Annotated in this window: 19 protein-coding genes; 12 read left to right on the plus strand and 7 right to left on the minus strand. The window is 59.2% G+C overall.

Annotated elements, in window-relative coordinates:
* The first annotated feature begins 35 nt into the window (after nucleotides 1-35).
* The gene (locus RUI03_RS07910) at nucleotides 36-530 is read left to right on the plus strand and encodes a hypothetical protein (RefSeq protein ID WP_317286917.1); all 495 of its coding nucleotides are present in this window, start codon (nucleotides 36-38) and stop codon (nucleotides 528-530) included.
* Between the two features lie 18 nt (nucleotides 531-548).
* Here RUI03_RS07910 and RUI03_RS07915 read toward each other — a convergent pair whose 3' ends face one another.
* The gene (locus RUI03_RS07915; protein WP_317286918.1) at nucleotides 549-1,535 is read right to left on the minus strand and encodes a divergent polysaccharide deacetylase family protein; all 987 of its coding nucleotides are present in this window, start codon (nucleotides 1,533-1,535) and stop codon (nucleotides 549-551) included.
* A gap of 74 nt (nucleotides 1,536-1,609) precedes the next feature.
* Between RUI03_RS07915 and RUI03_RS07920 the strand changes: the two genes are divergently transcribed.
* The 5 genes from RUI03_RS07920 to lexA all read left to right on the plus strand — a co-directional run bounded on the left by RUI03_RS07920 (nucleotide 1,610) and on the right by lexA (nucleotide 5,329).
* Complete coding sequence (locus tag RUI03_RS07920; RefSeq protein WP_317286919.1) at nucleotides 1,610-2,206, plus strand: aminodeoxychorismate/anthranilate synthase component II; 597 nt, start codon at nucleotides 1,610-1,612, stop codon at nucleotides 2,204-2,206.
* A complete protein-coding gene (gene trpD / locus RUI03_RS07925; RefSeq protein ID WP_317286920.1) occupies nucleotides 2,203-3,216 on the plus strand; it encodes an anthranilate phosphoribosyltransferase in 1,014 nt (337 codons plus the stop codon). The genes RUI03_RS07920 and trpD overlap by 4 nt, the downstream gene beginning before the upstream one ends.
* Nucleotides 3,213-3,995 (plus strand): indole-3-glycerol phosphate synthase TrpC, encoded by a 783-nt coding sequence (trpC, locus tag RUI03_RS07930; protein WP_317286921.1) that lies wholly within the window; start codon nucleotides 3,213-3,215, stop codon nucleotides 3,993-3,995. The genes trpD and trpC overlap by 4 nt, the downstream gene beginning before the upstream one ends.
* Nucleotides 3,992-4,528 (plus strand): DUF1697 domain-containing protein, encoded by a 537-nt coding sequence (locus RUI03_RS07935; RefSeq protein WP_317286922.1) that lies wholly within the window; start codon nucleotides 3,992-3,994, stop codon nucleotides 4,526-4,528. Before trpC ends, RUI03_RS07935 begins: the two co-directional genes overlap by 4 nt.
* A gap of 108 nt (nucleotides 4,529-4,636) precedes the next feature.
* Entirely contained in the window at nucleotides 4,637-5,329 is a 693-nt protein-coding gene (lexA, locus tag RUI03_RS07940) for a transcriptional repressor LexA (protein WP_317286923.1), read from the plus strand.
* A 36-nt stretch (nucleotides 5,330-5,365) separates the two neighbouring features.
* Here lexA and RUI03_RS07945 read toward each other — a convergent pair whose 3' ends face one another.
* Both RUI03_RS07945 and RUI03_RS07950 read right to left on the minus strand, forming a co-directional pair.
* Complete coding sequence (locus tag RUI03_RS07945; RefSeq protein WP_317286924.1) at nucleotides 5,366-6,544, minus strand: NAD(P)/FAD-dependent oxidoreductase; 1,179 nt, start codon at nucleotides 6,542-6,544, stop codon at nucleotides 5,366-5,368.
* 52 nt (nucleotides 6,545-6,596) lie between these two features.
* A complete protein-coding gene (locus tag RUI03_RS07950; RefSeq protein WP_317286925.1) occupies nucleotides 6,597-8,129 on the minus strand; it encodes a cryptochrome/photolyase family protein in 1,533 nt (510 codons plus the stop codon).
* A 78-nt stretch (nucleotides 8,130-8,207) separates the two neighbouring features.
* Between RUI03_RS07950 and RUI03_RS07955 the strand changes: the two genes are divergently transcribed.
* Entirely contained in the window at nucleotides 8,208-8,534 is a 327-nt protein-coding gene (locus RUI03_RS07955; RefSeq protein WP_317286926.1) for a hypothetical protein, read from the plus strand.
* A 3-nt stretch (nucleotides 8,535-8,537) separates the two neighbouring features.
* Here the strand turns inward: RUI03_RS07955 and RUI03_RS07960 are convergent, their stop codons facing one another.
* Nucleotides 8,538-9,005 (minus strand): NfeD family protein, encoded by a 468-nt coding sequence (locus RUI03_RS07960; protein ID WP_317286927.1) that lies wholly within the window; start codon nucleotides 9,003-9,005, stop codon nucleotides 8,538-8,540.
* Nucleotides 9,006-9,024: 19 nt separating this feature from the next.
* Entirely contained in the window at nucleotides 9,025-9,990 is a 966-nt protein-coding gene (locus tag RUI03_RS07965; RefSeq protein ID WP_317286928.1) for an SPFH domain-containing protein, read from the minus strand.
* Nucleotides 9,991-10,630: 640 nt separating this feature from the next.
* Here RUI03_RS07965 and RUI03_RS07970 point away from each other — a divergent pair.
* The 5 genes from RUI03_RS07970 to RUI03_RS07990 all read left to right on the plus strand — a co-directional run bounded on the left by RUI03_RS07970 (nucleotide 10,631) and on the right by RUI03_RS07990 (nucleotide 15,171).
* Nucleotides 10,631-12,493 (plus strand): hypothetical protein, encoded by a 1,863-nt coding sequence (locus RUI03_RS07970; RefSeq protein WP_317286929.1) that lies wholly within the window; start codon nucleotides 10,631-10,633, stop codon nucleotides 12,491-12,493.
* 82 nt (nucleotides 12,494-12,575) lie between these two features.
* A complete protein-coding gene (locus tag RUI03_RS07975) occupies nucleotides 12,576-12,785 on the plus strand; it encodes a twin transmembrane helix small protein (RefSeq protein ID WP_317286930.1) in 210 nt (69 codons plus the stop codon).
* 3 nt (nucleotides 12,786-12,788) lie between these two features.
* Nucleotides 12,789-13,373, plus strand: coding sequence for a cob(I)yrinic acid a,c-diamide adenosyltransferase (locus RUI03_RS07980; protein WP_317286931.1), 585 nt, complete (start codon nucleotides 12,789-12,791; stop codon nucleotides 13,371-13,373).
* A 115-nt stretch (nucleotides 13,374-13,488) separates the two neighbouring features.
* Complete coding sequence (locus RUI03_RS07985; protein ID WP_317286932.1) at nucleotides 13,489-14,238, plus strand: electron transfer flavoprotein subunit beta/FixA family protein; 750 nt, start codon at nucleotides 13,489-13,491, stop codon at nucleotides 14,236-14,238.
* 3 nt (nucleotides 14,239-14,241) lie between these two features.
* Complete coding sequence (locus RUI03_RS07990; RefSeq protein ID WP_317286933.1) at nucleotides 14,242-15,171, plus strand: electron transfer flavoprotein subunit alpha/FixB family protein; 930 nt, start codon at nucleotides 14,242-14,244, stop codon at nucleotides 15,169-15,171.
* Between the two features lie 45 nt (nucleotides 15,172-15,216).
* Here RUI03_RS07990 and RUI03_RS07995 read toward each other — a convergent pair whose 3' ends face one another.
* Both RUI03_RS07995 and RUI03_RS08000 read right to left on the minus strand, forming a co-directional pair.
* Nucleotides 15,217-15,912: a DUF4760 domain-containing protein gene (locus RUI03_RS07995; RefSeq protein WP_317286934.1), complete on the minus strand. Its 696-nt coding sequence runs from the start codon at nucleotides 15,910-15,912 to the stop codon at nucleotides 15,217-15,219.
* A 76-nt stretch (nucleotides 15,913-15,988) separates the two neighbouring features.
* Nucleotides 15,989-16,798: a SapC family protein gene (locus tag RUI03_RS08000; RefSeq protein WP_317286935.1), complete on the minus strand. Its 810-nt coding sequence runs from the start codon at nucleotides 16,796-16,798 to the stop codon at nucleotides 15,989-15,991.
* Nucleotides 16,799-16,826 lie beyond the last annotated feature (28 nt).

The following is a 16,826-nucleotide window of genomic DNA, read 5'->3' on the forward strand; positions in this document are numbered from 1 at the left end:
AAATGATTCTGGGCATCGGGTGGGAGCGCGCGGTCTTGCATATTATTATGGGCCTGATCATCGCCTTGGGCGGTGTGCTGTGGGCTGTGAAACATCTGATGGAAGGCGCCCATGAGGCGCGCGGCGCGGCCCGCCGCCTGACCTGGCAGCACCGGTCGGGCAAATCCCGCCTCGACGCTATCGAGGATCCGCGCGAAAGCGCCGCCATTCTGTTTGTGCAATCCCTCCGTTATGTTGGCGAGATCAACGCGGCGGAGCGAGCCAAACTCACCGGATTTCTGAGCGAGAAAATGGGCCTGTCCCATGCAGAGGCAGAAGAACTCGTAAGCTACGCGATCTACGCCACTCTTGAACAGCATGATGCGGCCAATCACCTGTCCCGGCTTCTCAAGCCGGTGCAGGCGAACTGTACAGTCACGGAGCGCCATGAGCTCATCGACATGCTCAGCGAACTGATCGCTCCGGAAAGTGATGGGGCAGATCAGCAGCGCGCATTGGTGGCACGGGTGAAAGACCGGCTCCTGTCCTGAAGGCCGGAAAGCCTCGGGCTACCTGATCCCGGCCACGTCTTCGCCGGTGGGAACCACGAACAGCTCACTGACGGTCACGAGGTCAAAGCCTCTGGCTTCAGCTGTGAGCAACCATGGTCCCAGGACATCCATCGTCACGTCATAGGGATGCCCGATGACGACAGCGTGGCCATTCTGTCGCGCTATTTCTTCGGCCTCAGCCAGCTGCGCCTTGACGCTCTCGACACTGACGGTCGGGCCGCCACTGTCGAGAAAGACATCCCGCTCTTCCACGCGCCAGCCGCGACGTCGGCCAATCGCGCTGGCGACGTGGGCATTCACCGTCATGGAATCAACAAAATAGAGCCCCCGGCGATCAAGCTCCTCCAGCACGACGAACATGGCATCCGGGTCGGCAGTGAAGCGGCTGCCCGTATGATTATTCACGCCCGCATAGCCGCTGATCTTGCCCAGATTGATCGCCAGCTGGTCCTTCACAACCGCGGCGTCCTGACCGGTCATCAGCACATCGGGTCCGGCATCCTTCAGTCGCCGGGTCGGCTCCATGGGCAGATGCAGCATCACCTCATGGACCGGCTTGACCCGGTCAACCATGGCCTGCGCCCCTTCCCCGTAAGGCAGAAAGGCCAGTGTGACAGGGCCCGGCAGATTGTTGGCGGCCACAAAACTGTTCAGATCGAGCCCCAGATCGTCGACCACAACGGCGATACGGGGGCGATCAAAACGCGCCGCCGGCACGATCGACTGTGTTTCTGGTTCGACAGGGTCTGGTCCGATCGGTGGGGGCGGCACCGGAATGGGCCTTTCGGCGATCACTTCGCCGGCGATCCGCATCGGCCGTTCGCGCAGGCCCGTCGCCGTTTCCGGCAGGGCTTCAGACGTCTGCGGGACGCCGGTCACCATACCGACCAGAATGCCTGACAGGATGCCTACGCAGAACAGCGCAGCCCATCCGAGGCGCGTATAGTGCCGCGTTGTCTTGAACTTCTCGAACCAGCGTTGCATTCAGAATCTCTCGGGACAAAGGCCCTTTGGCCACCTAGGCTGGCCGTGATAGGGAGCCCGCGAAGAGGACTGCCATGATTCTTGTGATCGATAACTATGACAGCTTCACCTATAATCTGGTTCACCTGATCGGCGGTGTGGATCCGAATATCGTGGTGAAACGGAACGATGCGCTGTCCGCGGAAGAGGCCCTGGCCATGGCACCGGATGCCATCGTCCTGTCGCCTGGTCCCTGCTCCCCCAACGAAGCGGGCATCTGCCTACCCGTCGCGACAGCGGCCTATGAACGGTCGATCCCCCTTCTCGGCGTATGCCTTGGACATCAGACGATTGCCCAGGCGGCGGGCGGCAAGGTCGTCCGAGCAAAACGCCTGATGCATGGACGGACCAGCGAGGTCACTCATGATGACAGTGACCGCTTCTTCGAAAATGTCCCGCGCACCTTCACCGCCACCCGCTATCATTCGCTCGTGGCAGAACAGCTTCAGCTGCCGAACACACTTAAAATTCTCGCCCGTGCTGACGATGATGATGAGATCATGGCGGTCCGGTGGGGCGATGCACCGATCTGGGGCGTTCAGTTTCACCCGGAAAGCATTGCATCGCAATTTGGTGCCCAGATGATTGAGAACTTCCTTCTCGCCGCGAAAGAGGCCAAGGCCGCCGCATGACAGATTTCCTGCCCCTGCTTCACCGGGCCGCCAGCGGCACGGCGCTCACCCCTGAAGAAATGACGAGCGCCTTTGAACAGCTCCTGGCTGGCAGCGTCGATCCGGTTCAGGCCGGTGCGTTTCTGACCGCGCTCAAGGTCCGGGGCGAAACGCCGGGCGAAATCGCGGCAGCGGCAATGGCCATGCGGGCCGCCGCCATTCAGATTGACGGCGTCGAAGGGGCCGTCGACACCTGCGGCACTGGCGGCGACGGGGCCAACACCTACAACATCTCCACAGCCGTGGCGCTTGTCCTCGCGGCCTGCGGTGTGCCCGTGGCCAAGCACGGCAACAGGGCGGCAAGCTCCATGACCGGCACGGCCGACGTGTTCGCAGAACTTGGCGTGAACATCGAACTGTCACCAGAGAAAGCCCAAGCCTGCCTCGAAGAGGTCGGGCTCGCCTTCCTGTTTGCCCGCAACCATCATCCGGCAATGAAATTCGTCGCGCCGATCCGCTCGACCCTCGGCATTCGCACGCTCTTCAATCTGCTCGGCCCCCTGACCAATCCCGCTGGCGCACGGCGCCAGCTATTGGGTGTTTATGATGAGGCGCTGGTGCGGCCGATCGCTGAAACGCTGAAGGCGCTCGGCAGCAAGCGTGCCTTTGTCGTGCATGGCGATGACGGGCTTGACGAGCTGACCGTCACCGGCGGCTCGCATGTCTGTGTGCTGAAGGACGGCAAGATCGAGGAATGGGTCCTCACGCCCGAAGACGCCGGTTTGGACAGGCACCCCGGCGAAGCCCTGACTGGCGGGGACGCCGCAACCAACGCCAAGGCGCTCCGCGAAGTTCTCGAGGGCAAGAAGTCAGCCTATCGGGACGCGGTGGTGCTGAACACGGCCGCTGGCTTAATCGTCTCTGGCAAGGAAGACGATATCGAAGAGGCCGCCCGAAGGGCCGAAAAAGCCATCGATAGCGGAGCCGCAGCGAAGAAACTTGAAGCCCTTATTCAGTACACAAATTCATGACCATTCTCGACGATATCATCGAATACAAGAAGGTTGAGGTCCAGAAGGCGAAAGCCGAACGCTCTCCGGCTTCTATTGATCGGGATGCCCACGACACCGGGCCGGTGCGCGGCTTTGCCTCGGCGCTTGATGACAAGGCGGCGGAGGGGTTCGCGCTGATCGCAGAGATCAAGAAGGCGAGCCCGTCCAAGGGGCTGATCCGCGCTGACTTTGATCCGCCGCGTCTGGCCGAAGACTATGCCGAGGGCGGCGCGGCATGCCTGTCCATCCTGACCGACACACCGGCATTTCAGGGGCACCCGGATTTTCTGATCGCTGCCCGGGCCGCGGTCGACCTGCCATGCCTGCGCAAGGATTTCATGATCGATCCCTATCAGATGGGTGAAGCGCGCAGCTGGGGCGCCGATGCAGTCCTCCTGATTATGGCCGTCCTGTCCGATGCACAGGCGGCGGAGCTTTACGCCGCGGCGCGGGAATATGACCTTGATGTCCTGATCGAAGTGCACGACGAAGCCGAGCTGAAACGCGCCCTGAAACTGCCGGGCGGGATGCTGGGCGTGAACAACCGCAACCTCCATACGTTCGAGACGGATCTGGCGGTATCAGAACGCCTGGCCCAACGGTCCGAAGGCCGACCCATTGTCGGTGAGAGCGGTATCGCCTCCCACGACGATTGTGTGCGGTTGGCAAAATCCAAAATTCGCCGCTTCCTGGTCGGTGAAAGCCTGATGCGGCAACCGAATGTCAGGGATGCAACGCGGGCGCTGCTGGGGCTGTGACCCGTTGGGCCGCATTTCTGCGCGGCGTCAATGTCGGGGGCCATGGCAAACTGCCCATGAAGGACCTCCGTGCGCGGATGGATGAAGCGGGCTTTTCCGATGTCGCGACCTATATTCAGAGCGGTAATGTGGTGTTTGACCGCGCCGGAGAACCTGCATCTGTCGAAAAGAAGCTTTCGATACTGATCGAGGATCATTTCGGTCTTCGCCCGCCAATGCGGTTGATGACGCTCGCAGCCCTCATTGACGCAGAAGCGCAAAATCCTTATCCCAACCCCGCCGAGTTGAAACACGTCCATCTGTGGTTTCTGGCATCTGCGCCTGCGACTCCGGATCTGGAGGCCCTTCAGGCCCTGAAAATACCGGGTGAAGTGTTTGTGCTGCAGACGGATATTTTCTACCTTCATGCCCCAGAGGGCATTGGCCAGTCGAAGCTCGCCGACAAGGTCGAGCGCCATCTCGGCGTCTCGGGAACCGCGCGAAATCTGCGCACCGTGAGAGCGATGCTTGAGCTGGCGGGCCGCAAAAGCTGATCCGTCTACACCTGAGGGTGTTGACCGGCAAAAAGAACAACCCTAGAACGATCACGATTTGTTCTTGACGTGAAGGGCGTGTGCCCTTGCGCGCAGAAAGGAAAACCAATGCTGACGACGAAGCAGCATGCGCTGCTCGTGTTTATTCATGAGCGTCTTCAGGCCACCGGCGTGTCGCCCTCATTCGAAGAGATGAAAGAGGCGCTGGATCTGAAATCCAAGTCGGGCATTCACCGGCTGATCACGGCTTTGGAGGAGCGCGGCTTTCTGCGCCGCCTGCCCCACAAGGCGCGGGCGCTTGAAGTGGTGAAACTGCCCGATGCGATGGCGGCGAAACCCAAGAAACAGCCCTTTGTGCCGGAAGTCATTGAAGGCAGCCGATCCAAGGTCCCTACGTCGCTGCGCCCTGCCAATGATGGTATGGAAGAGCTGTCCGTTCTCGGACGGATCGCGGCGGGTACACCGATCGCGGCGATACAGCATGAACAGAACCGGATCATGGTGCCAGCGGCCATGTTGGGCACCGGCGAGCATTTCGCGCTTGAGGTTCAGGGCGATTCGATGATCGACGCCGGTATTCACGACGGCGATACGGTCGTGATCCAGCGCTGTGACGATGCCCCTAATGGCGACATTATCGTCGCGCTGATCGAGGATGAAGAGGCAACGCTTAAGCGTATCCGCCGCAAGGGCAATTCGATTGCTCTGGAAGCGGCCAACCCCGCCTACGAAACACGGATCTTCGGGCCCAATCAGGTCAAGGTACAGGGGCGTCTGCGCGGCCTGATCCGGCTTTACTGATGCTCTGGGTGCGGACGGCGATTGGCCAGCCGCACCTCAGTCGGCCGTCGCGGCGGCGTGGGCGCTGGCCCAGGCCCATTGGAAATTATAGCCGCCCAGCCAGCCTGTGACGTCCACCGCTTCACCGATGAAATAGAGGCCCGGACAGGTGCGGCTCTCCATGGTTTTGGACGACAGCCCCTTGGTGTCGATACCGCCAATCGTGACCTCTGCCGTCCGCCAGCCCTCCGTATCGGTGGGACGAACCACCCAGTCCGACAGTTTGGCGGCGATCTCTTCCAGTCGCTTGTTGGACGTGTCGGCCAGCTTCAATCCGGTCGGCACGATCCCCTCGGCGACCAGCATGGCAGCGAGGCGGGCGGGCAGGATCATCTCAATGGCTGTGTCGAGAAACTTGCGCGGGTGCTCCTCTTTCAGGTCGATCAGCGATTTGCCTGCCAGGAGATCGATGTGCACCGTCTCTCCGGGATACCAGTAGCTTGAGACCTGCAACATCGCCGGACCCGACAGGCCGCGATGGGTGAACAGCAACGCCTCGTCAAACGCTGGTCCCTGCGCGACCGCCCTGACGGGTGTCGAGACACCTGAGATCGACGAAAAGCGCTCTTTCTCCTCCCCCTGAAAAATGAATGGGACCAGACCCGCGCGCGGGGTGATAACCCGGTGACCGAACTGGCGCGCCACCTCATAGGCAAAGGCGCTGGCCCCGATGGCCGGTATCGACAATCCGCCCGTGGCAATGATCAGGCGTTCAGCCTCGATCAGCCCTTCATTGGTCTGGACCCGGAAATGATTGTCGGCGTGCTGAATGCCGGTCACGCTCGTCTGGAGCCGCAGGGTCGCCCCGCCTTCCCGCATCTCATCGAACAGAAGGTCGATGACCGCACCCGATTTCTGGTCACAGAAAAGCTGACCCAACCCCTTGTCGGTCCAGCTGAGCCCGTGTTTTTTCATCAGGTCGCAGAACTGCGCAGGCGTGTAGCGAGCAAGTGCAGACTTCGCGAAATGCTCATTCTCGCTGATGAAATTGTGGGGTGCCGTATGGATATTGGTGAAGTTGCACCGCCCACCGCCGGAGATGCGCACTTTCTCCGCAGGCTTCTTGGCATGGTCGATGACCAGCACGGACCGCCCGCGCGCCGATGCCAGACCAGCATAAAACAGCCCGGCTGCACCGCCGCCAATGACCAGATTGTCGATTTTCAGTGTTCTCATGCCGCCTTAAGGCAGCAAAGCGGTCATGACGCAAGCGGGGCTGTCGCCAGGGTCAATAAGGCTGGCATACCTCATCCAGAAAGGCGGTCGCCTGCTCGCGGATCTCTTTTTTCTCGGCCTCGTCTTTCCGATCGAGATTTTTCATCATCATCGACATGCGCTGGTTGCCGCGGAACTTCTCCTCATTGCGAATGAGAAAATCCCAGTACAGATAATTGAACGGGCAGGCGCCCTCGCCCAGTTTCTTGGACACCGAGTATTTGCAGCTTTTGCAATAGTTCGACATCCGATTGATATACGCCCCGGACGCCGCATAAGGCTTGGTACCGACCACACCGCCATCAGCCCAGATGGCCATGCCGTGGGTGTTGGGCAGCTGCACCCATTCATAGGCATCAGCATAGACAATCAGGTACCATTCATTGATGGCGTCCGGCGCAATGCCAGCCAACAGTGCGAAATTGCCGGTGATCATCAGCCGCTGAATATGGTGAGCATAGGCATGATCGCGGGTCGTTCGAACGGCTTCGGAGACGCAGTGCATGTCCGTCTCAGCCGTCCAGTAAAAGGCCGGCAGCGGACGATCCGCGTTCAGCGCATTTTTTTCCTTATAGCCCGGCATCTCCAGCCAATAGACACCTCGGATAAATTCCCGCCAGCCAATGATCTGGCGAATAAACCCTTCTGCGGCATTGAGCGGCACATCACCGGCGCGGTACGCCTCATCTGCCGCCCAGCAGACTTCCAGCGGGGTGAGAAGGCCCACGTTTATGTAGGCCGACAACAGCGAGTGGTTGAGAAAGTCCTCTCCCGTCGCCAGCGCATCCTGATAATCGCCAAACCCCGGCAGCGCCTTTTCGACGAAATCATCGAGCTGTTTGAGCGCGCCGTCGCGGTGCACTTCATAGCGGAAATCGTCGAGCGTGCCGAAATGATCAGAAAACTGATCTTCCACCAGATCAATGACCTCACGCGTCAGTGCATTGGGGCGTACGCCCTTGCGGTCGGGCGCTTCGTAACCCTTGGGCAGTTTCTTCCGGTTCTCTGCATCGAAATTCCACTGCCCGCCGACAGGGTCATCGCCATTCATCAACAGCCCGGTCTTCTTGCGCATTTCGCGGTAGAAATACTCCATGATGAGGCCCTTGCGCCCGGCGGCCCATTGCTCGAACTCCTCAAGGCTGCAGACAAACCGGTCATCATCACAGATCTGGACAGGGCAATCGAGCCGATCAGACCAGTCCGCCATCTCTTCAGCCAGCCGATATTCTCCCGGCGCCGTCAGGGCGACCCGCTCCAGCGACAGATCCGACATGGCCCGCGTCACCTCGCCCAACAGGCTGCCTGAGTTATCGGGGTCATCAATAGCGACATAGCGGACCGTCACCCCCTCTTCCTCGAGCGCTTTGGCAAAATGGCGCATGGCGGAGAACAGAAACGCAATCTTTTGCTTGTGATGTTTCACATAAGTGGCCTCGCCCATGACCTCGGCCATCAGCACCACGTCCTTTTCAGGATCAAGGTCAGTCAGGCTTGGCAAAGCCCGTGTTAACTGATCTGCGAGTACAAGGCGTAGGACTGTCATTGAAAAGGACCTCTCCGAGCGACACCTAGAGCGGTGGATCGGGGTGACGATGCGACAGTTTGGAAGATGGAGACCACTATGGATCAGTGGATTGTCATTGCCGGCCTTGTCACCGCCCTCGTCGTGGTGGCCAGCTTCCTGAAAACGATCGCTGGCGGCGCGTTGCGCTACCTTCTGTTTTTCGTGTTTGCCGCGTTGGTGATGCAGCGCATGACCGGCCAGAACGACTTCGATTTCATGAGCGTCGACATGACGGCCCAACTGGCCGCCATCGCCGGTGTCGCCTTTGTGATCACCGTGGTGCTGATGACCGTGCTGTTCCGGAACAGCCGGATGAAATTCCTGCTGTTCCCGACCCTGGGCTTTGGCACCACCTTTGCCGTGACATCCGTCTGGCTTGGCTGACGCCTAGATCGCGTTGACGATCAGCACGGTGCCGTCCGTGCCGACAACTTCTACTGCTGCGCCGTCCGTCAGGGGGCTCGACTGCAGTGTCCGCGCGGACCATTCGGTGTCGCCAAGACGCACGCGGCCCTGCCCGGCTTCAAATGTGCCTGCAACAGTGCCCCGCTTGCCCAGCTTGCCCGCCGCAAAATCATTCAGCCCTGGCTTGTCCGTGATGGTCTTGTTGAACCAGCGGTCAGCATAGGGGCGCCCGACGATCCCCAGCCCTACCGTCAAGGCGGCGAACAGCAGCCACTGGGTCAGCCATTGGCCATCGAGCTGCACCGTCGTGATAAGGCCCAGCAGCCCCGCGGCAATCGCAGGCCAGAGAAGGAAGGTGGTCCCAGTCATGATCTCCAGGATCAGAAGGACCGCCCCCAGGACAAACCAGGCCCAGAAGGGCATGTCGCTCAAGAACCCAATGATATCCATGATCTGTCCTTTCGGGCTGTTAGCTGGTCGTCCGCGGGACCGACGTCGTTTCCACGTTTGATGGCTTGTCGGCCGGGGTGTTGAAGGCGTTCCGCGCCAGCTCACCCAGTCCGCCCACCGTGGCGGCCAGGGCGGTCAGCTCGGTTGGGACGATGATCAGCTTCTGGTTTGGCGCCTTGGCCAGGCTTTCGAAGGCTTCAACATAGCGCTGGGCCACGAAGTAATTGATTGCCTGCACATCACCCACGCGGATGGCTTCGGACACCATGGCCGTTGCCTTGGCTTCTGCCTCGGCTTCCCGCTCGCGGGCCTCTGAGTCGCGGAACGCCGCTTCCCGGCGGCCTTCGGCCTCAAGGATCTTCGACTGTTTCTCGCCTTCGGCGCGCAGGATCGCAGAGTTCCGGTCGCCTTCCGCCTGCAGAATTTCCGCACGCTTCAGCCGCTCGGCCTTCATCTGACGGGCCATGGCCTCCGTGATGTCCATAGGCGGCGCCAGGTCCTTGATCTCGACGCGTGTGACCTTCACACCCCATGGCGTCGTCGCGGAATCGATCACGCGCAGCAGTCGTTCGTTGATATCGTCGCGATTGGACAGCACCTCATCAAGATCCAGCGATCCGATGACGGAGCGAATGTTGGTCTGCGCGAGGTTCGAGATGGCGCGGATCAGATCCGTCACCTCATAGGCCGCCTGCGCCGCGTCCACCACATGGATGAAGGCTACGGCGTCCGCATGGACCATCGCGTTGTCGCGGGTGATGACCTCCTGCCCTTCAATGTCGAGCACCTGTTCCATCATGTTCATCTTGCGACCCACACGGTCGATGAACGGCATCAGGATGTGCAGGCCCGGCGGCAGTGTCTTGGTGTAACGACCGAACCGTTCGACCGTGTAATGATAGCCCTGCGGCACGATCTTCACGATCGAATTGATGATGAACAATGCCAGTACGACAAAGGTGACGGCGACGCCGATATATTCCATGGAGACGTTCCCTTCTGCGATCCCTCTTCACAGGGTGTATCTATGAGATGGTGACCGAACGGTAAGTTTTCATCCCCGTCAGATTTTTTTTCGTTTTTTCCACATTGAGGGGTTGTCAATTAAGGATTCGTTAACTAGTTATTGTGCTGATAATTCGTATACAAACGGCTTTATCAATTTTTTGTACTTAGACATAGGAGGGCTTAATGCCGTATCTAAAAACAGACTCAGTCACTGACCAATCGATCGGGGGCTACAAAATTGAGATTTTCGGGATCGATCCGACAGATGAAGATTGTTTAGTTGGAACTGTCGATCTGCCCGCTAGCGGCAGGATGGATGCGAAATGGAATCTAAATGGAATCCATCGCGGTGGAACTGACGACTCAAATCTAAATTTGAACAACCCACCGTTGTCCGAAATCAAGTCTCTCGCCGAGAAACTTCGGGCCTAAACATTTGATCTTACGCGAGTAATGTGCGTCGCATCTGGCGTAAACCATGCGCCTTTTGCGGTCACAGCCAAAATTCTCAATGTCTGCAAGCTTCTGGTCCTTTTTCATGCGGTCGAGGCAACCACCCAACTTGCCCCGACCGGCGCTTTGCGGTTAACTTTTCCCAGCGCGATGGGGTTGGTTTCATGAAACGAGTGTGTCTGCTGGCCGGACTGTTGAGTTTCGCCGGAAGTGCGATGGCGCAGTCCATCAGTCACGAAAGCGGATTTCCGCCGCTGGCCGATGCGCTGTCAGCTGAAGACGGCCCATGGAATGACATCCGCAAGGACAAGGACCTGTTCGGTACACAGGAATACGCCCCCCTTCTCGCCAAGATGCCGGCGGCTGTGAACAAGGGTCCGGACTGGGAAATCTACAAGACGCAATGGAGTGCCGCCGATGAGGAGGGCTATGAGGCCTTTGTAACGGCCATCGGCCGGTCCGGCTGTATCTCCATCGACGACTGCCTGCGCTCCCCCGCCAACCCGTATCGGGACCTAGAGGATGAGACCCTCTGGCTCGGTGACTGTACCGACATGGTCTATGTCCTGCGCGGCTATTATGCCTGGAAGAATGGCCTGCCCTTCTCGTTCCAGGATGGGGTGATGGCGCGCCAGGCGAAGGAACGGGGCGGCGATATCCGCTACACCTCCGGCGGTAACAAGGTCACGAGCCGCTATGATGTCACCCATCCGTCAGGCCGCCCGGCAAGAAATGCGCCGGACCTTCTGACCGGTCTTTTCAACATTGTATCGACGGCCATGCTGCGCACCGATCCGCGGGATGATGATGCGCTCTTCAGCGACTTTTACCCGGTGACGATCAGTCGTGACGGGGTGCGCCCGGGTGTCGTGGCCTATGACATCTATGGGCATGTCAGCATCGTCTATGATGTTCTGCCCGACGGCCGTATCCTGATGATTTCATCGCACCCGGATTACACCGTCTCCCGCGATACCTACGGCGCCAACATTCTGCGCACCGGCCCGGAACTGGGCGGCGGTCTGAAGGCCTGGCGGCCCGTGACTCTGGTCGGCGCCAAGAAGACCGAGCGCGGCACCTATATCGGTGGGCGGATCGTCGGCGCCAAGAATAGTGAGCTGCCACAATTCTCCCTCGCCCAGTATTTTGGCACCCATCCCGACAGCAGCGGCGACTGGGACAAGGGTCGGTTCATTATCGATGGCCGGACTCTGCCCTATTATGATTTCGTGCGCGCCGCCCTGCGCAAGCCCGGCGTTCCGTTTGATCCGCTGGAGGACATGGCCACTGCCACCAATGCGCTTTGCTCCGGCTTCCGCGCACGCAAGACCGCGGTGAAGATGGCGATCTATGCCGGCATCCCTAATCAGCCAGCGCCCGAAAAACTGCCGCCCAACATCTACGGCACCTATGGCGACTGGGAACGCTATGCTTCTCCGTCACGGGATGCTCGCCTGAAAACCGAGGCGGTCGAATTGCGCGAGATGGTCGCCGACCTGATCGACCGCGCGGCGAGTGGCGATGAGTCCGTTGCCTATGTCAGCGAGGACCTGGCCGCGGCACTGCTCGATGTTTACGACCGCCACGCCGAGGCCTGCAAAATCACCTATGAGCGCAGTGACGGAAGCAGGGTTCGCATGACCCTGCACCATGTCATGGATCGACTTTTCGACCTGTCCTTTGACCCTTTCCAGTGCGCGGAACGCCGCTGGGGCGCCAAGGGGGCGGAACTGTCGACCTGCACAGATACGCCGGACAAAACCCGCTGGTACGAGGCGCAGCGCTGGCTGCGTAATGATCCTGGTCGGACCTATGATCTGCGCACCGATTTCCGTGCCGAACAGCTGCGGGACCCCGCCCGGGCCAGACCGCAGGAAGGTGGTCTGGGGCTGAGTTCCCCGCCCGACGTTGATGTGCTCGGCTATCTGACGGCGCGAGCCGGCGCGCACGCCCTCGCCGGGCCTGACCTTCCTGTCAAAATCATCAGGGGTTCAGACGCCGTGAACGCGGGCGGCGGCAGCAAATAGCACGGCCGCCGCGCCTAACTGCCGCGCCCGCATTCCACTGGGGGGCGACCCGGCCTAGATAAGGATCAGAAAGTGAGGTCCGATGGCTGGTGTATTCCTGTATTTCCTGATTCCCGTGGCACTGCTGGCGACCGCAATCATCCTCGGCGTCGGCATTTATTCCCTTGCCAAGGGCGGCGACTTTGCCAAAGCCAACTCAAACAAACTCATGCGGATGCGCGTCACCGCTCAGGCGATTGCGATTGTGATCCTGATGCTGTTCGTGGTCATCCTCAAAAACAGTGGGAATTAGGCCTTGGTCACTCTGAACAAGATTTATACGCGCACCGGCGACAAGGGCACGACCGGGGTCGTGACCGGCGAGCGGCTGTCCAAGACCCATCCGCGTATCGTCGCCATCGGCGAAGTGGATGAGCTGAACGCCGCTGTTGGCGTGGCGTTCGCTGCGGTTCAACATAACTCGGTCAAGGGAGCGCTCCTCGCCATTCAGAATGATCTCTTTGATGTGGGGGCTGACCTTGCCACGCCCGCGACATTGAAAGGGGAACTCCGCCTCTCCGCCAATCGTATTCAGAAACTTGAGCAGGCGATTGACGAGCTGAACGAAGATCTGCCGGCGCTGCAGTCTTTCGTCCTGCCGTCAGGGCCCGGAGGCGCAGGCCTAATCCATCTCGCCCGCGCCATGGCGCGCCGTGCGGAACGCCAGGTGTGGTCGATTGTTGAACTCGATGACGGCTCCTTCGTTAATCCCGATGTGCCGAGATATTTGAACCGATTGTCCGACTATCTGTTTGTCGCAGCGCGCACTGTAAGCCGTGAAGCGGGTGGCGAAGTCCTATGGGTCCCCGGCGGCGGTGACGAACCGCAAGCCCAGCATTGACGCGACCCGCCCTGATCCGGCATGAACAGTGCTCATTTTCGTGGCGACCTTGCTTGCAGGGTCGTCGCCAGACTTCTAGGTGTTCAGAGAAACACCGACTCACAGGGAGTGCCCCATGAAGATCCTCGTCCCCGTCAAGCGGGTGGTCGACTATAACGTCAAGGTTCGGGTGAAGCCGGACCAGACGGGTGTCGATCTTGCCAACGTCAAAATGTCCATGAACCCCTTTGACGAAATCGCCGTCGAAGAGGCTGTTCGCCTGAAGGAAGCCGGTGCCGCTGATGACGTCCTCGTCGTCTCCATTGGCCCTGACAAGGCGCAGGACCAGATCCGTCAGGCGCTGGCCATGGGAGCTGATCGCGGCCTCCTCGTCACGACCGATGATGACCTCGACAGCCTGGCCGTGGCCAAAATCCTTCAGGCCATCTGTCAGGAAGAAAAACCTGATCTCGTTTTCCTGGGCAAACAGGCCATCGACGATGATCGTAGCCAGACCGGCCAGATGCTCGGCGCGCTTCTTGGCTGGGGTCAGGGGACCTTCGCCTCGAAAGTCGAACATGATGGCGACAAGGTTCTTGTCACCCGTGAAATCGATGGCGGCCTGCAGACAGTGTCCCTCACCCTGCCCGCCATTGTGACGGCAGACCTGCGGCTGAACGAGCCGCGTTATGCGTCATTGCCCAACATCATGAAGGCCAAGAAGAAGCCGCTCGATAAGAAGGCGGCCGCCGATTACGGCGTGGACCTGACGCCGAGGCTGAAGACCCTGAAAGTGACCGAGCCGCCGAAACGCGAGGCGGGCATCAAGGTCGAGAGTGTCGAGCAGCTGGTCGACAAACTGAAAAACGAAGCGGGAGTCCTGTAAGCCATGGCCATTCTTGTTATTGCCGATCACGACAATGCCGCGCTTTCCGATGCGACGGGCAAGACGGTGACAGCCGCCGCGAAAATGGGCGGTGACATCGACGTTCTCGTCGCGGGCACCAATGCCGGTGACGTTGCCAATGCTGCTGCAAAAATCAGCGGTGTCCGGAAGGTCCTGCACGCGGACGACGCGGTCTATGAAAAGCAGCTCGCCGAACCCATGGCGGCACTGGCGGTTTCCCTCGCCGACAAATATGATGCCATCCTGACCCCGGCCGGCACCAATGGGCGCAACTATATGCCCCGTATTGCCGCCCTCCTCGACGTCATGCAGATCTCGGCGATCACTGGCGTGGAGAGCGCGGACACCTTCGTGCGTCCGATCTATGCGGGCAACGCACTCGCCACCGTCCAGTCCTCCGACAAGATCAAGATCGTCACGGTACAGCCAACCGCCTTCGAAGCCCCGTCCATGGATGGCAGTGCCTCTGTTGAATCGGTCAGCAAGGCTGATTTCCCGAACGTTTCGTCCTTCATCAATGAAGAACTGACCAAATCGGACCGTCCTGAGTTGCAGGGCGCGAAGATCGTCATCTCCGGCGGTCGTGCGCTGGGGTCGACCGAGAATTTCGAGAAGTACATCTATCCGCTGGCGGACAAGATGGGCGCTGCCGTTGGTGCATCCCGCGCCGCCGTCGACGCAGGGTACGTCCCGAATGACTATCAGGTCGGGCAGACCGGTAAGGTCGTGGCGCCTGAGCTCTATATCGCCGTGGGGATCTCCGGCGCGATCCAGCACCTTGCCGGCATGAAGGATTCCAAGGTGATTGTTGCGATCAACAAGGATGAAGAAGCGCCGATCTTCCAGGTCGCCGATTACGGCCTCGTCGCCGACCTGTTCGAGGTACTGCCCAAACTGCAGGAAGCCCTCTAGAAACAGATCAGCCCGCTGAGCGATCAGCGGGCTTTTTTCTTGCGCCTACATCATGCGCTGTTCGTCGTCGGTCGCCCAGCGCTTGGCGAGTAGTTCGTATTCCTTGTAGGCTGCGGGATTGGGGCGACTAAGTCGATGCCCATTTACGTATTCACGTAGCAGGATCCAATGTCGAACATATGCAGTTCGCCACCACTGCTTGAGAATATACTCGTCATACGCTCCAGATTGCACTCCAACAGCCCACGCCTCGTAATAGTTCAGTAAACCTACGATGACGGCCCGATCATCGACGGAGAAATTGTTTCCATGGGACTCATTCTCTGTGATACTTGCCTCATTGAATGTCAGACCATCCTTTTCGAGACGGTCATGCAATTGTCCGAACGCTCTGAATAATTCAACAAGCCGGGTGTCGCGCGTTTGAGAATTTACCTCCATCATAGCCGCGCTTTTAGGAATCATTTTTGCCTGGTGTCGAAGTCCAATGGCAAATGTCACGCAGATTGCGATCGCCGAGGCGAAAGTAGCGTAGGCTGTCAACGCCAAAACCGTTGATTGGTCAAAGACGGCGGTCGAGCACTGTCTGAGAGTTTGCGAGGTTGGCAATACCTCACACAACAAAATCGCCGCACTTAAAAAAATTGGCAGCAAGACAAGACAAACAGAAATGAGCGCGGACAGCACGCCAAACGGTATAATCCAGGCTGCTGAACGAAATTTTTTGATCCCACCAAACACAAAGTCATCCTCAAACAAAAAAAAGCCGCGCTCAAATGAAGCGCGGCTTTCGTTCCAAATTCAGCGTGAACGGATATTATGAAACCGTCCGTTGCTTCAGGACAGCATCGCCCTGCAGATTGTGACGGCGCGCGCGGCGCTCCATCAGTACGCGCCAGTTCCCCATGGACAGCATCTGTGCATAGATCAGTGGCAGGATGTTCGACTTGCGAAGACCCAGGAACTCATTGTCCGACAGTTCCTGCAGGCGCTTTTCTTCCACGGCGAAATACTTCGCGAATGGCATCGGCGTTGCGCTGCCTTCTGGGGTGAACTGCGCAATCTGCTCAGACAGCAACTTGTACTTGGGCAGTTCTTTCGCAAGCTGCATGGTCAGAACACGGTCGCGCTCATAGTTCTGGCAATATTCCATGGTCTGCTTCATCTCGGCCGAAGGCTCACCGTCGGTGAAGAAAGGCAGCTCACCGCCCTCTTTCATGCCTTCATAGCCTTCGTCGACAATCATCGCCATGCGCTGGTTGTCGCCTACGGAATCCCGGTCATTGGCGAGAGCAAACGGATAGCGGCGCAGATAGCCCGGGATGTAGGTGTTGACTTCCCAGTCGCCTTTTTCGTCAACGAAGAGGTTTTCCTCGTCGATGATACCGACCACGGCCAGCGGCAGCGGATTGGCTTCATCCGAGAAAATGATCGGGTAGTGACGACCAGCCGAAGCGATTTCGGACAGGGTCAGCGGGATCGCACGGACGTTCTCCGCATAGGCGAATGGGCGCTCTGGACGGCTGATGCCCATCGAACCGTGGGTTTCCTTGTTGAGAAGCGCTGGCTTCTTGAAAAGGAACATCGACCCTTCGAGTTGTGGGGCGGCTGGAGGCGTTGAGCTCATGGAACTGTCTTTTCCGAGTTAAATGAAA

Origin of the sequence: Parvularcula sp. LCG005 (assembly GCF_032930845.1) — a bacterium.
Taxonomy (GTDB): Bacteria; Pseudomonadota; Alphaproteobacteria; order Caulobacterales; family Parvularculaceae; genus Parvularcula.